The organism is Streptomyces sp. NPDC054872, assembly GCF_053610705.1.
In genome coordinates this window covers 326,919-340,005 of the sequence record NZ_JBSGYY010000001.1, presented here as the reverse complement: position 1 = coordinate 340,005, position 13,087 = coordinate 326,919, and the positions used below count along the sequence as shown (strand labels likewise).

At 70.5% G+C, this 13,087-nt stretch carries 12 protein-coding genes; 4 read left to right on the top strand and 8 right to left on the bottom strand.

Going from position 1 to position 13,087, the window contains the following annotated elements; all coding sequences use genetic code 11:
* Positions 1–25: 25 nt before the first annotated feature.
* Positions 26–844, bottom strand: coding sequence for a helix-turn-helix domain-containing protein (locus tag ACWGIH_RS01455; protein WP_453446041.1), 819 nt, complete (start codon positions 842–844; stop codon positions 26–28).
* Between the two features lie 122 nt (positions 845–966).
* On the opposite strand from ACWGIH_RS01455, the gene ACWGIH_RS01450 reads away from it, so the two are divergent.
* Together ACWGIH_RS01450 and ACWGIH_RS01445 are read left to right on the top strand one after the other, a co-directional pair.
* Positions 967–1,272: a 4a-hydroxytetrahydrobiopterin dehydratase gene (locus ACWGIH_RS01450; RefSeq protein WP_453446042.1), complete on the top strand. Its 306-nt coding sequence runs from the start codon at positions 967–969 to the stop codon at positions 1,270–1,272.
* 4 nt (positions 1,273–1,276) lie between these two features.
* Positions 1,277–2,020, top strand: coding sequence for a class I SAM-dependent methyltransferase (locus ACWGIH_RS01445; RefSeq protein WP_453446043.1), 744 nt, complete (start codon positions 1,277–1,279; stop codon positions 2,018–2,020).
* Here ACWGIH_RS01445 and ACWGIH_RS01440 read toward each other — a convergent pair.
* Both ACWGIH_RS01440 and ACWGIH_RS01435 read right to left on the bottom strand, forming a co-directional pair.
* Positions 1,983–2,483 (bottom strand): hypothetical protein, encoded by a 501-nt coding sequence (locus tag ACWGIH_RS01440; protein ID WP_453446045.1) that lies wholly within the window; start codon positions 2,481–2,483, stop codon positions 1,983–1,985. The genes ACWGIH_RS01445 and ACWGIH_RS01440 overlap by 38 nt on opposite strands.
* Positions 2,480–2,971 carry a hypothetical protein gene (locus ACWGIH_RS01435; protein ID WP_453446047.1) on the bottom strand — a complete coding sequence of 164 codons (492 nt, stop codon included), beginning with the start codon at positions 2,969–2,971 and terminating at the stop codon, positions 2,480–2,482. The genes ACWGIH_RS01440 and ACWGIH_RS01435 overlap by 4 nt, the downstream gene beginning before the upstream one ends.
* A gap of 84 nt (positions 2,972–3,055) precedes the next feature.
* Here ACWGIH_RS01435 and ACWGIH_RS01430 point away from each other — a divergent pair, with 84 nt between their 5' ends.
* Entirely contained in the window at positions 3,056–4,033 is a 978-nt protein-coding gene (locus ACWGIH_RS01430) for a helix-turn-helix transcriptional regulator (protein ID WP_453446048.1), read from the top strand.
* A gap of 120 nt (positions 4,034–4,153) precedes the next feature.
* On the top strand, positions 4,154–5,035 hold the full coding sequence (locus ACWGIH_RS01425) for a methyltransferase (protein ID WP_453446050.1): 882 nt from the start codon (positions 4,154–4,156) through the stop codon (positions 5,033–5,035).
* A 72-nt stretch (positions 5,036–5,107) separates the two neighbouring features.
* Here the strand turns inward: ACWGIH_RS01425 and ACWGIH_RS01420 are convergent, their stop codons facing one another.
* The 5 genes from ACWGIH_RS01420 to ACWGIH_RS01400 all read right to left on the bottom strand — a co-directional run bounded on the left by ACWGIH_RS01420 (position 5,108) and on the right by ACWGIH_RS01400 (position 12,900).
* Entirely contained in the window at positions 5,108–5,899 is a 792-nt protein-coding gene (locus tag ACWGIH_RS01420; protein ID WP_453444045.1) for an aldo/keto reductase, read from the bottom strand.
* A gap of 240 nt (positions 5,900–6,139) precedes the next feature.
* Positions 6,140–6,916, bottom strand: a complete 777-nt coding sequence (locus tag ACWGIH_RS01415) for an ABC transporter ATP-binding protein (protein ID WP_453443747.1) — start codon at positions 6,914–6,916, stop codon at positions 6,140–6,142.
* Positions 6,913–9,690 (bottom strand): ABC transporter permease subunit, encoded by a 2,778-nt coding sequence (locus tag ACWGIH_RS01410; RefSeq protein ID WP_453443749.1) that lies wholly within the window; start codon positions 9,688–9,690, stop codon positions 6,913–6,915. Before ACWGIH_RS01410 ends, ACWGIH_RS01415 begins: the two co-directional genes overlap by 4 nt.
* A 15-nt stretch (positions 9,691–9,705) precedes the next feature.
* A complete protein-coding gene (locus tag ACWGIH_RS01405; RefSeq protein WP_453443751.1) occupies positions 9,706–10,965 on the bottom strand; it encodes an ABC transporter substrate-binding protein in 1,260 nt (419 codons plus the stop codon).
* A 111-nt stretch (positions 10,966–11,076) separates the two neighbouring features.
* Positions 11,077–12,900, bottom strand: coding sequence for an AMP-dependent synthetase/ligase (locus tag ACWGIH_RS01400; protein WP_453443753.1), 1,824 nt, complete (start codon positions 12,898–12,900; stop codon positions 11,077–11,079).
* Positions 12,901–13,087 lie beyond the last annotated feature (187 nt).

Here is a 13,087-nt window from a genome sequence, read left to right as displayed (position 1 = left end):
CTCGGCGCGGGGCTCGGCGTAGGGCTCAGGACGCCGACTGGAGGTACTTGACCGTCGCCGGATCGGCCGGGAGGAGCGTCTCGATGGCCAGTTCGGCGACCGTCACGTCCATGGGCGTGTTGAAGGTCGAGATCGACGAGATGAAGGACAGCAGGTGCCCGTCGTGCTCGATGCGCAGAGGCAGCGCGAAGTACGGAACGCCACTCTGCGGCCCCTCGGCATCGAACACGTCGACACCGGGGTCCTCCACCGGGTACGCCGCCACCTCCTCGTACACCGCTCGCAGCGCGTCCGAACGCTGCAACGCGATCTGCCGCTCCATCTGGTGCAGCAGATGCCCACGCCACTCACGCAGATTGCGGATCCTGGGGGCGAGGCCCTCCGGGTGGAGCGTGAGCCGCATGGCGTTCAGCGGCGGCTGCAGGACGTGCTCCGGGATGCCGTCGAGGATCATCGCGATGCCGCGGTTCGCGGCGACCACGTCGTACGCCGCGTCGACGACGAGGGCGGGATAGGGCTCGTAGCCGCGCAGGAGTCGTTCGAGGCCCTCCCGCAGGACGCCCATCGAGGGGTCGTCCATCGGGGTCTCCCGGAAGCGGGGTGCGTAACCGGCCGCCAGGAGCAGCGAGTTGCGGTCCCGCACGGGTACGTCGAGGTGCTCGGCGAGGCGCAGCACGATCTCCTCGCTCGGGCGTGACCTGCCGGTCTCGATGAAGCTGATGTGCCGCGCTGAGGAGTCGGCGCGTAGCGCCAGTTCCAGCTGGCTCATCTTGCGCTGCTCGCGCCAGCCGCGCAGGAGGGGGCCGACGCCGGTGCTTTCCTTGGTGGACACGGCAGTTGTCATACCCGGACAGTAATCGAAGGGGCTCGACCGAGTGGCCTGATCAGGGCCTCGCGGGAGGCGATGTGGCAGGCTGAGGGATGTACGTGCACACATACGCCGGTGTCCATGAGAAGGGCGCGTCCATGTCACTCGAACCGCTGTCACAAAAGGACGTCGAGGAGCGGCTCGCGGAGCTGCCCGGCTGGGCGCTCGCCGGCGACCGGATCACCCGCTCCTTCCGGCTCGGCTCGCACTTCGCCGCGACGGCGATGGTCGTGCACATCGCGCAGATCCAGGAGGAGCTCGACCACCACTCCGAGCTGACGCTGGGCTACGACACGGTCACCCTGTCCGTGAACACGCACAGCGTGGGCGGCGCTCTCACGGTGCGCGACTTCCAACTCGCGGCCCGTGTGGAGGAGTTGGCGGTCGGGCACGGAGCGGTCTGAGCGGATGCTGGACTACGGCAAGGAGGCCGACCGTTACGACGCGTCGCGGGGCGGAGAGCCGCGCGCCGCCGCCGCTGCCGCCGCCGTCCTCGGTCTGCTGCCGCCCCACGCCCGCACCCTCCTGGACGTCGCCTGCGGCACGGGCCTTGTCACCCGGAGCCTCGCCGGGGCGGGCCTGCGGGTGACTGGGGTGGACTCCGCGCACAACATGGCCCGCATGGCGTCGGGGCGGCTGCCGGGCTCCGTCGTCCTGGGCGACAGCCGTCAACTCCCCTTCCCCGACGACTCGTTCGACGCGGTGTGTGCGGTGTGGCTGCTCCATCTCCTGTCCGGTGCCGATGAGGCAGCGGCGGTCGTCGCCGAGTGCGCCCGAGTGCTCCGGCCCGGCGGTGTGTTCGTCACGACCGTCGACAAGGCCGCCGCGCACGACGTGGGCAGCGACATCGACGCCGTGCTGGCCCCGCGTCCGGTGGGTCCCGCGGTCGACCGCGCCCAGGCGGTCGAGGCGTACGCGGCGGCGCGGGGCCTGACGCCGGCCGGCGGTGCCCGTTTCCGGGGTCACGGTCAGGGCCGCACACCCCGCTCCACGGCCGACGACCTCGGCCGGGGCTGGTTCACGCGCGTCCCGCCCGACAGCCCCTTGGCCGCTCGGCTCGCGAAGGGCCTCGCTGCCCTTCCCGACCAGGAAGACCCGCGCCCCGAACCGCGGTTCACACTCGCGTCGTTTGGGAAGCCGCCTGCCGGGTGAACCGCATCGTCCAGTTGATCAGCCAGGACTCCCCCTCGTCGACGGAGAAGGCCTGCTCCCAGCGGGCGGTGCTCGCGGAGATGCCCGACCAGACGAAGCGCACCCGGACGGCCTTGCCGTCGTGCTCGTCGTTTCCGTAGAACTCGCCGCGGCCGTTCGCCCCGAAGCGTCCGTACACGGGCGGGAAGAGCTTGCCGCTGCGGCTCGACGACCAGTTCAACGACCACTGCTCGGTTTCCCGGTCGAAGAGCCGCAGGGTCAGGCCCATGAAGCCCTCAGTGGGGCAGTCCATCTCGTCGATGTTGGCCGCCCCGCCGAAGAGGCTCCAGCAGCGGCTGACGGCAGCGAACTCCTCCCACTCGCTCGCAGGGTCGAGGAAGTCCGTCCGGCGATGGTGTGCGACGTCCCAGTCGCCGAAGAAGAAGTCGAAGTCGTGCGGGCCGCTGTCGTCAGGGCTGCTCATGAGCGGTGGTCTCCTGTGGTGCCGTCGGGCAGGGTGTCGGCGATGTAGGCGTCCAGGTCGGGCAGGCGGGGAAGCTCGGGGGCGAGCACGTGCCGTACCCACGCGTCGCGTTCGTGCAGCAGGGGCGGCAGCTCCCAGACGCAGCCGATCAGCGGCCGGTCGAGGAGCATGAAGTGCGTCGGGTCCTGGTCGGGGCAGCCGAGCGCGGGCTGGCCCGCGACGGCGACGCGGCAGTGCAGGACGTTGTCCCACACCCAGCTGTACGCGTTGAGGTAGGCGCCGCTGTCCCCGCCCCGGTGCAGCACGACGAACGTCGCGGGCGGCGTCCCGTCCGGCTCGGGAAGGAGCCGGGGCAGGATCTCGTACGCCGCCTTCTCGACGCCGGGCTCGATGCCCGCCGGGTCGGCGGTGACGTGATAGCGCTTGACGCGGCGGCCCGCCACCTCGACGGGCGGCGGCGAGTGCCGCAGTTTCTCCTGAAAGGGCATGCCAGGGACGCTAGGCCCGCTTCACTGACATCTGGTGTCAGTGAAGTTCGCCAGGTGCCCGGAAGATGTGGGGGAGGTGTCGCCGTGAAGGCTGACCGGCTCGTCTCGATCCTCCTGCTGCTCCAGACCAGGGGCCGGATGACGGCCGCCCAGCTCGCCGGCGAACTGGAAGTGTCGGTCCGCACGGTCTACCGGGACGTCGAAGCGCTGCACACCGCCGGGATCCCGCTCTACGGGGACGCGGGCCACGCGGGCGGCTACCGGCTCCTGGACGGCTACCGCACCCGCCTCACCGGCCTGACCGTGCCGGAGGCCGAGGCGCTCTTCCTGGCGGGCGCGCCGGGCCCCGCCGCGGAGCTGGGTCTCGGCCCGGTCCTCGCCGCCGCCCAGCTCAAGGTGCGCGCAGCGCTCCCGGCGGAGTTGCGCCCGCACGCCGACCGGGTCGGCGCCCGCTTCCACCTGGACGCGCCCGGCTGGTACGCGCGCGCCGACGACGTACCCCACCTGACCGCTGTCGCCGACGCGGTATGGAACAGCCGTGTCCTGCACGTCCGCTACCGCCGCTGGCGGGCCCCCACCGAGGTGGAGCGCAGTCTGCGACCGTACGGCCTGGTCCTGAAGGCGGGCCGCTGGTACGTGGTGGCGGCGGCAACCGAAGCGGGCGAGCCGCGCACGTACCGAGTCGACCAGATCATCCAACTGACCTCCACTCAGGGCCAGTTCGAAGTCCCCCCACATTTCGGCCTGGCAACGTACTGGACGTCGTACCAGGAGTCCTTCCACGCGCGGCTGCGGCAGGGCGAGGCGGTCGTACGCCTGGCGCCGCACGCGGTGTCACGCCTGACGGGCCCCGCGGCCCGCGCCGCCGAGGAGACGGGCCACACCGAACCCGGCTGCGGCGACGGCGAAGACTGGATCAGGGCGGTGCTGCCCATCGAGTCCGTGGCCCACGCCCACGACGATTTCCTCCGACTGGGAGCGGACATCGAGGTGCTCGAACCACCGGAACTGCGCGCGCGGTTGGCGGCAACGGCGAAGAAGCTGCACGCCCGCTACTCCTGACCGGGTCAGCCCACCGCGTTTGCCGAAACCGCAAGACGACTGGCCGGGGAGGGGGCGACGGCGCAGGCTGGACATGGCTCCGACCCCACCACCCCGACATGCGAAGGCGGCGGCAGAACCATGGCTCACGACCACGAGCACAGCCACAAGCACGGCCACCACCACGAGGACATCGACTGGGCCACCATGGGCCCGATGCTGGAACGGAACGCGGAGCTCGCCGCCCCGCAGAACCGCGAGATCGCCGCGTGGCTGCGCACCTGGCAGCCGGAGCCTGCCCTGATCGCGGACGTCGGCAGCGGCTCGGGGTCCATCACCTTCCTTCTCGCGGAGACCTTCCCGAAGGCGGAGGTCATCGCGGTGGACGCGGCGGAGCCCCTCCTTGACCGCGCACGGGAGCGGGCGGCCAGGGAGAACCTGACGGACCGGTTCAGCACCCTGCACGCGGAACTCCCGGAGGGAATCGGCGAGTTGCCGCTCGCGGACCTTCTCTGGATCGGCAGGGCCCTGCACCACGTCGGCGACCAGGAGGCGGCGCTGGCCGCCCTCGCCGACCGCCTCGCACCCGGCGGCGCGATCGCACTCCTGGAGGGCGGCCTGAACCAGCGCAGCCTGCCCCGGGACATCGGCTTCGGCCGGCCGGGCCTCCAGACGCGCTTCGACCTGGCGGACGACGAGTGGTTCACGCGCATGCGCGCGGACCTGCCGGGCGCGAAGGCGGTCACGGAGGACTGGCCCACGCTCCTCAAGGAAGCGGGCCTGCGCCACGCGGGCACCCGCACCTTCCTCCTGGACCTGCCGGCCCCCGTCTCCGAAGCGGCCCGCGCCCAGATCATCTCCGAGCTCTCCCGCCGCCGCGACATGCACGAGGACACCCTGGCCCCCGACGACCTGACCACGGTCGACCGCCTCCTGGACGCCGACGACGAACAGAGCCTGCACCACAGGCCCGACGTGTTCCTGCTGTCGGCGCAGACGGTGCATGTGGGGGTCAAGGGCTAGGTGGGCAGAAACAGGTGAAGGGCGTCGCTCCCCGATGCACCGGGGAGCGACGCCCTTCGCGAAGTCCGCTGACTAGGCGACGTCGAACGTGGCCGGATCCGGACCCAGCCGCCGGTCCTCGTTCAGTGCGCTGATCGCCGCCATGTCCTCGGGGTCAAGATCGAAGCCGAAGACGTCGATGTTCTCCTTGATCCGGGACGGGGTCACGGACTTGGGGATCACCACGTTGCCCAGCTGGATGTGCCAGCGCAGGACGACCTGGGCCGGCGTGCGGCCGTGCTTCTGGGCGATGGCGATGATCGCCGGGACCTCCAGGAGGCCCTTGCCCTGGCCGAGCGGGGACCAGGCCTCCGTGGCGATGCCCTGTTCCGCGTGGAACTCGCGGGAGGCGTGCTGCTGGAGGTGCGGGTGGAGCTCGATCTGGTTGACGGCGGGGATGACCGACGTCTCGGCGAGAAGCTGCTCCAGGTGCTGGGGCAGGAAGTTCGAGACGCCGATGGACTTCGCGCGGCCGTCGGCCTGGATCTTCTCGAAGGCCTTGTACGTGTCCACGGCGAGACCCTTGGAGGGCAGCGGCCAGTGGATCAGGTACAGGTCCACGTGGTCGAGGCCGAGCTTCTCCAGGGACGTGTCGAAGGCCCGCAGCGTGGAGTCGTATCCCTGGTCGGTGTTCCAGAGCTTCGTCGTGACGAAGAGCTCCTCGCGGGCGATGCCGGAGGCGGCGATGGCCTTGCCGGTGCCCTCTTCGTTGCCGTAGATGGCCGCGGTGTCGATGCTGCGGTACCCGGCCTCCAGCGCCGTCGTGACGGCCGACCGGGCCTCGTCGTCCGGGACCTGCCAGACACCGAAACCGAGCTGCGGCATCTCGACGCCGTTGTTCAGGATGATCGGGGGGACCTTGCTCACGAGCTCTCGATCCTTAAGTCGTCGGGTGGTACTCCCATGGTCAACGATCACGTACGGTGCCGCATTCCTTGACCACTCCCATATGCACGACTCTATTGCACATCTTTGAACACGGAATACTTATGTGAACGTCCGGTGAGTGGTTCGCTGAACATCCGGTGGCCGATCCGTGTGGCCCCGCCGCCGGCCGGGCACGGCCTAGTCCGGTGTCGTCCCCAGGTACGCGTCGCGCACCCTGGGGTCCGCGCGCACCTCGGCCGCCGTGCCCTCGGCCAGGACATGACCGAGGTCGAGGACGACCACGCGGGCGCAGAGCTCCATCACGAAGGCGACGTTGTGCTCCACGAGGAGGACGGCGCAGTTCTCCTCGTCCGCGAGGTGCCGGATGACCGCCGAAAGCTGGGCGCGCTCGTCGGCCGTCATGCCGGAGGCGGGCTCGTCGAGGAGGAGCACCCTGGGCGGGTCCGCCACCGCGCGTGCCAGTTCCACCATGCGGGCCCGGCCGACGGGCAGCGCGCCCGCGTAGTCGTCGGTCAGGGCCTCAAGTCCGCACTCCCGCAGCACGGTTGAGGCACGGGCGCGTCTTGCGTTCTCGTGCGTACGACGCGTGGGCGCCGCCAGCAGATCCGCGGCGAACCCGCCGCCGCCCCCGCGCCACTCCTGCGCGACGAGCAGGTTGTCGCAGACCGTGAGCTGTCCGAAGAGCTGCTGGCGCTGGAAGGTGCGGCGCATGCCGTGGCGGGCGCGCCACACGGGGGAGCGGCGGGTGACGTCGGCGCCGTCGAGCAGGACGCGCCCCTGGTCGGGGCGGCGGATGCCGGACACGACGTCGAACAGGGTGGTCTTTCCGGCCCCGTTGGGGCCGATCAGGCCGCAGACCTCGCCGGGGCCGAGGCTCAGGTCCACGTCGGTGAGGGCGTGGATGCCGCCGAAACGAACGCCGATGCCTGCGGCTTCGAGGACGCGCTCGCTCATGGCCTGCCCACTCCTTCGGTCCGGTCCCGCGCGGCCATGCCCAGGTAGGCCTCGGTCAGCTGGTCGGCCCGGACCTCGGAGCGCGGGCCGCACCAGGAGACCCGGCCCTGCGCGAGGTAGGCGACGGTGTCGGCGACGTCGAGGATCTCGGCGGCCTTCTCCTCGACGAGGAGCAACCCCGTACCGGAGTCCCGGAGTTCGGCGAGCAGCCGGAAGACCTCCTCGACCACGCGGGGGGCGAGGCCGAGGGACGGTTCGTCCGCGATCAGCACCTTGGGCGGGCGCTGGAGGAGGGGTGCGAGGGCGAGCATCTGCTGTTCTCCTCCGGAGAGAGAGCCCGCGGTGACCTTGCGCCGTGCGGCGAGGCCGGGGAAGCGGTCGTAGACGGCGTCGCGGGCATGCCCCTCCTTCAGGTGCAGGGTGAGGTTCTCCTCGATGGTGAGGGCGGGGAAGATGCCGCGGCCCTCGGGGGCGAGGACGACTCCCGCCCGGGAGCGGTGGACGGGGCCGCGGTGCGTGGCGTCGTCCCCGGCCACGAGGATCCGCCCCTTGGCGGGGGTGATCAGCCCGGCGGCGGCCTTGCACGTCGTGGACTTGCCCGCGCCGTTGGGGCCGAGGAGGGCGACGATCTCGCCCGGGTGGACGGTGAGGTCCACCCCGTGGAGTACGGGGGCGCCGTCGTATCCGGCGTGGACGTCGTGGAGGGTGAGGGCTTCTTCCGCCGCAGAGGCTGGATGGTCCAGCCCGTCCGGCGTTTGAGGACGAGGCCGCAGGCCGATACGGGGGTCCGGGGGCGGAGCCCCAGGTTTCGGGGAGGAGCGGGCTTGGGGAAGGTCCCCGCCGGAGGCGGCCTCAGCCCTCACCACCCGTACGCGCCTGCGATGCATCCGCACCGAGACCGCCGCGCAATACCCGTCCGGATCATTGGCCAACGCCAACCCCGCCAACCCGAACAGGATCACCGGCAGCTGCACCGACTCCGTGACGTAGTCGGCGATCAGGTGCGGCATGATCGCGAAGACCAGCCCCGCCACCACCGCGAACTGCGGCCTGCGCACTCCCGCTGCCACCACCACCGCCAGCCACACGAGGCCTGTCATCGCGGTGAAGTCGGTGGCCGTGATGCGGGTGTTGTACGACGCGTACATGACGCCCCCGAACCCCGCGAGCCCGGCCGACAGCGTGAACAGGAGCAGCTTCGTCCGCACCACCGAGACCCCGGAGGCCATCGCCGCCGCCGGAGCGGACCGCACCGCCAGCATGGCCCGCCCTGTCGCCGACCCCCGCAGCGCGCTCAGCGCGGCCACGGCCACCGTGACGAGGACGACCATCGCCACGCCCATCGCCCGGTCGTCGCTCAGGTCGACGGGGCCGAAGACGGCGCGCGGGATCTCCCACCCGGTGTCGCCGTTGCGCAACCACCCCATCTGGAAGAGGACTTGATCGGCGAGGAAGGCCAGCGCAAGCGTGGCGAGCGCCAGTGACCGGCCGCCGAGGCGCAGCGCGGGCAGCGCGACGAGGGCGCCGAGCACCGCCGCCCCGCATGTCCCCACGAGCGCCGCGGCGATGAACGGCCACCCATGGCTCATCAGCAGGCCCGCCACGAGGGCCGCGCCCGTCACGAACGTCGCCTGCGCCAGGGACACCATCGCGCCGAGGCCCGTCACCACGGTGAAGGAGACGAAGACCAGGGAGATCGCCAGGCCCTGCGCGAGGATCCCGCTCCAGAACGGGGTGGTCACCGTGTAGAAGGAGAGCGCGAGCAGCACGCCCCCGGCGGCCCACGGCCCCCAGCGCCGCATCCACGACTTCCCCGCCAGATAGTCGATCGGCGGCGCGTCCACCGCCGCCGTGCCCGCCGTCCGCCGGCGCCGTGCCATGAGGAGCAGCCCGGCGAAGAGGATCAGGAAGGGAACCGCCGTGCGGAAACCGGTGATCTTCTCCGCGAAGTCCGCGTACCCGGCGACCAGGTTCTGCAGGACGCCCAGGCCGAGGCCGCCCGCGAAGGCGAGCGGGATCGACATGAAGCGTCCGAGCACCGCGGCCGTGGCCGACACGAACAGGAAGAGGGTGAAGTCGTGCGACGAGAGGCCGAGCAGGGGCGTCGCGAGGACACCCGCCAGGCCCGCGAGGCCGGACGACAGCATCCAGGCCACCGAGGAGAGGCGGTCCGCGCTCATGCCCCGCAGCTCCACCAGCGAGCGGTTGTCCACCGCGGCCCGCAGCCGGAGCCCCAGCGGGGTGTGCCGCATCAGGATCCACAGGCCGATCGCGACCACGGCCGTCGCGACCCAGGTGATCAGCTGGTCGGAGTCGATGCCCACACCGTCCATGAGCTGCCAGTTCTTGGCGGGGCTCGGGCCCACGCCCGGCAGTCCGAACTGGTTCTCGGCCGGCTTGACGGACGCGCCCGCGTCCTCGAGGAGCTCCACCACCCACAGGCCGAGCGCGGGCAGCGCGACGAGCAGACCGATGGTCGCCACGATCTGCGCGGTCTCGCCCACCCGCGCCAGTTTCCTGAACATCAGCCGGTCGAGTCCCCAGCCGAGCGCGGGCGCCACGACGCAGACGAGGAGCAGGGCTGTCGGTACGGCGGGCCAGCCGAAGCCGGAGTGGAGTTCGTAGAAGGCGAGCGCGCAGAGGTAGGCGGTCGCTCCGTGGGCGAAGTTGAAGAGACCGGAGGCGGAGTAGGACAGGACGAGCCCCGTCGCGAGCAGCGCGTACAGGGCGCCGGAGACGAGACCGCTCAGCACGAATCCCAGCAGGTCGGACACGATTGCCCCGCCCTTCTACTTGAAGGGGATGGGGTCATAGCACTTGAAGGGCGCGGACACCGAGTACTTCCCGCCCTTCAGCTGCACGAGGGCGCCGCAGCCGAACGACTCCTTCTGTCCCTTGGGCAGACTGCGGTCGCCGACCATCGTGTCCTGGTCGGAGAAGCCGTTCGCCGCCTGCTGGAAGGAGTCGACGGTCAGGTCCTTGCCGGCCTTCTCGGCGACGGCGAGGAAGAGGTCGGCCGACATGTAGCCGGTCATCATGTGCATGTTGAGCGGGACGTCCTTGCCCGCCGTCTTCCTGATGTCCGCCTTGAACTGCTTCATGGCCGCCGTGTTCTGCTCGAACGGCTGGAAGGCGAGCAGGATGTGCACTCCGTCGAGCGCCTTCTTCGTCGCGCTCTTGGCGAGCAGACCGGGGTCGTAGTCGGTCGGGTCGGTGATCACGCCCTTGAAGCCGGAGCGCTTGACGGCCGTGAACAGGCCGATGTTGTACGGGGTCTGCATCACGGAGACGACCACGTCCGGCGCCTTGCCGCCGTCCGAGCGCAGGATCTCCTTGGTGTACGCCGACCAGTCGCTCGGCACGGAGGTCGCGGGCACGGTCGACTTGGCGTACGTCACCTTGTAGCCGGCCGCCGCGAAGCTCTGCTTGTAGGTGCGGATGGCGAAGGTGCCCGCGTCGTTGTCGTTGGCGAGGATGGCCACGGACTTGCCCTTCGACCCGTCCGTCACCTTCTTCAGGCCCTCGGGCCAGCTCTGTGTGATCGTGCCGCCCGGCATCGGGACCATGCAGCCGCCGTAGCCGTACATGTAACTCGGCCCGCAGAAGGGCGGGATGGTGCCCCAGCCGAAGGTGGGGACCTTCTGCTTCTGGAGGAAGTCGGCGCCGGAGAAGGTGACCGAGCTCATCGGTGACACCGCGAACACCTTGTCCTGCTGGACGAGTTTGCGCGCCGCCGCGAGGTTCTTGCCCGGGTCCTGGCCGTCGTCCTCGGCGCCCAGATAGTCGATCTTGCGTCCGTGTACGCCGCCTTCGGCGTTCACGCGGTCGAAGCGCGCCTTGGCGCCGAGGTCGGTGTCCTTCTTGCTGTAGCCGCTCGCGGTCGTCATGGAGACGATGCCGCCGACCTTGATGGAGTCGGCGCTCACGCCGCGTACGGAGCCGCCTGCCTTGTCGCCGCTCGAATCACTGCTGTTGGAGGCGGAGTTGCAGGCGGTGGCGAGCAGCAGTGCGGCCACGGTGGCGGTGATGGTGCGGATCGATCGCGACACGGTTCGAGCCCCCTCCGTCGAAGTGGGGCTGATTCTGTGCGGGACCTGATGAACCGTCAATAACCGACGCGGCGGTAATTGATGAACCGTCAGAAACGCGCCGCGCTCACCTCACGCCCGGTAAAGAGCCTCGACCTCCGCCGAGTAGGCGTTCTCGATCGCCTTGCGCTTCAACTTCAGCGACGGGGTGAGGAGTCCGTGCTCCTCGGTGAACTGGTGGGCCAGTATCCGGAACGTACGGATCGACTCCGCCTGGGAGACAAGGGTGTTGGCGGCCACCACGGCGCGCCGCACCTCGGTCTCCAGATCCGGGTCGCGCACCAGGTCGGTCGGGGACATCGGCGGCTTGCGGCGCATGTTCAGCCAGTGCTCGACGGCCTCGCCGTCCAGGGTGACGAGCGCCGCGATGTACGGGCGGTCGTTGCCCACCACGATGCACTGCGCGACCAGCGGATGGTCGCGCACCCGCTCCTCCAGCTGCCCCGGCGAGACGCTCTTGCCGCCGGACGTCACCAGGATCTCCTTCTTGCGCCCGGTGATCGTGAGGTAGCCGTCCTCGTCGAGTGCGCCCAGGTCGCCGGTGGCGAGCCATCCCTCGTGCAGGGTCGCGTCGGTGGCCTTGGGGTCGTTGAGGTAGCCCTGGAAGACGTTGTCGCCGTTCAGCCAGACCTCGCCGTCCTCCGCGATGTAGACGGTGGTGCCGGGGATGGCCTGGCCGACCGTGCCGTAGCGGGTGCGCTCGGGCGGGTTGGCGGTGGCGGCGGCGGTCGACTCCGTCAGGCCGTAGCCCTCGTAGATCTCGACGCCCGCGCCCGCGAAGAACAGGCCGAGTCGCCGGTCCATCCCGGAGCCGCCCGACATCGCGTGCCGGACGCGTCCGCCCATCGCGTCGCGCACCTTGGCGTAGACGAGCTTCTCGAAGAGCGAGTGCTGCATGCGCAGGGCCGCCGAGGGTCCCGGACCGGTGCCGAAGGCCTTGGCCTCCATCGCGTCCGCGTACCGCACGGCGCACTCCACGGCCTTGTCGAAGGGGCCGGTCCTGCCGTCCTTCTCGGCCTTGCGCCGCGCCGCGTTGAAGACCTTCTCGAAGATGTACGGCACGGCCAGGATGAAGGAGGGGCGGAACGCGGCCAGATCCGGGATGAGCGCCGCCGCGTTCAGGCTCGGCTGATGGCCCAGCTTGACCCCGCCGCGGACCGCCGCGACCTGCACCATGCGCCCGAAGACGTGCGCGAGCGGCAGGAAGAGCAACGTGGTCGCCTCGTCGCCGCGCCGGGAGTGGAAGACCGGCTCCCAGCGCTCGATGACCGTATCCGCCTCGAACATGAAGTTCGCGTGGGAGATCAGGCAGCCCTTGGGGCGGCCCGTGGTGCCCGAGGTGTAGATGATCGTGGCGATGGAGTCGGGCGTGACGGCGCGCCGGTGGCGGTTGACCACCTCGTCGTCGATGTCCTGACCGGCCCGGTACAGCTCCTCCACGGCGTCGGCGTCCAGCTGCCACAGCCTGCGCAGCTGCGGCAGCCGGTCGATCACCGAGCCGATCGTCATCGCGTGGTCCTCGTGCTCGACCATGGCGGCCGACACCTGCGCGTCGTGCAGCATCCAGAAGACCTGCTCGGCGGAGGACGTGGGGTAGATCGGCACCACCTGGGCGCCGACCGTCCAGAGCGCGTAGTCGAAGAGCGTCCACTCGAAGCGGGTGCGGCACATGATGGCGACGCGGTCACCGAAGCGCACGCCCTGGGCGAGCAGCCCTTTGGCGAGGGACATCACCTGGTCGCGGAATTCCGCCGATGTGACGTCACGCCACTCGCCGTCGGTCTTACGGCCGAAGGCGATGTGGAGCGGGTCCCGGAGGGCATGGTCGAACACCACGTCGGCAAGGCCGCCCACCAGCGGCGCCGACGCCATCGGAGGGTTCGTGAACTCGCGCAATGATGCTCCTTGTGGCGCTCCGCACAGCGCCGGTGACGGTACCCCACCCCGCAGCCCGGCGGGAGAGGGGTGACCGACCCCTCGGTACGTACCATCCACGCTGGTCAGCCGGTGAAATGCGGCCACAAGGGGAGAGGCGGGACAGAATACTTACGGTTCAGTAAGTTTCGGTGGCGTAATCTCCACC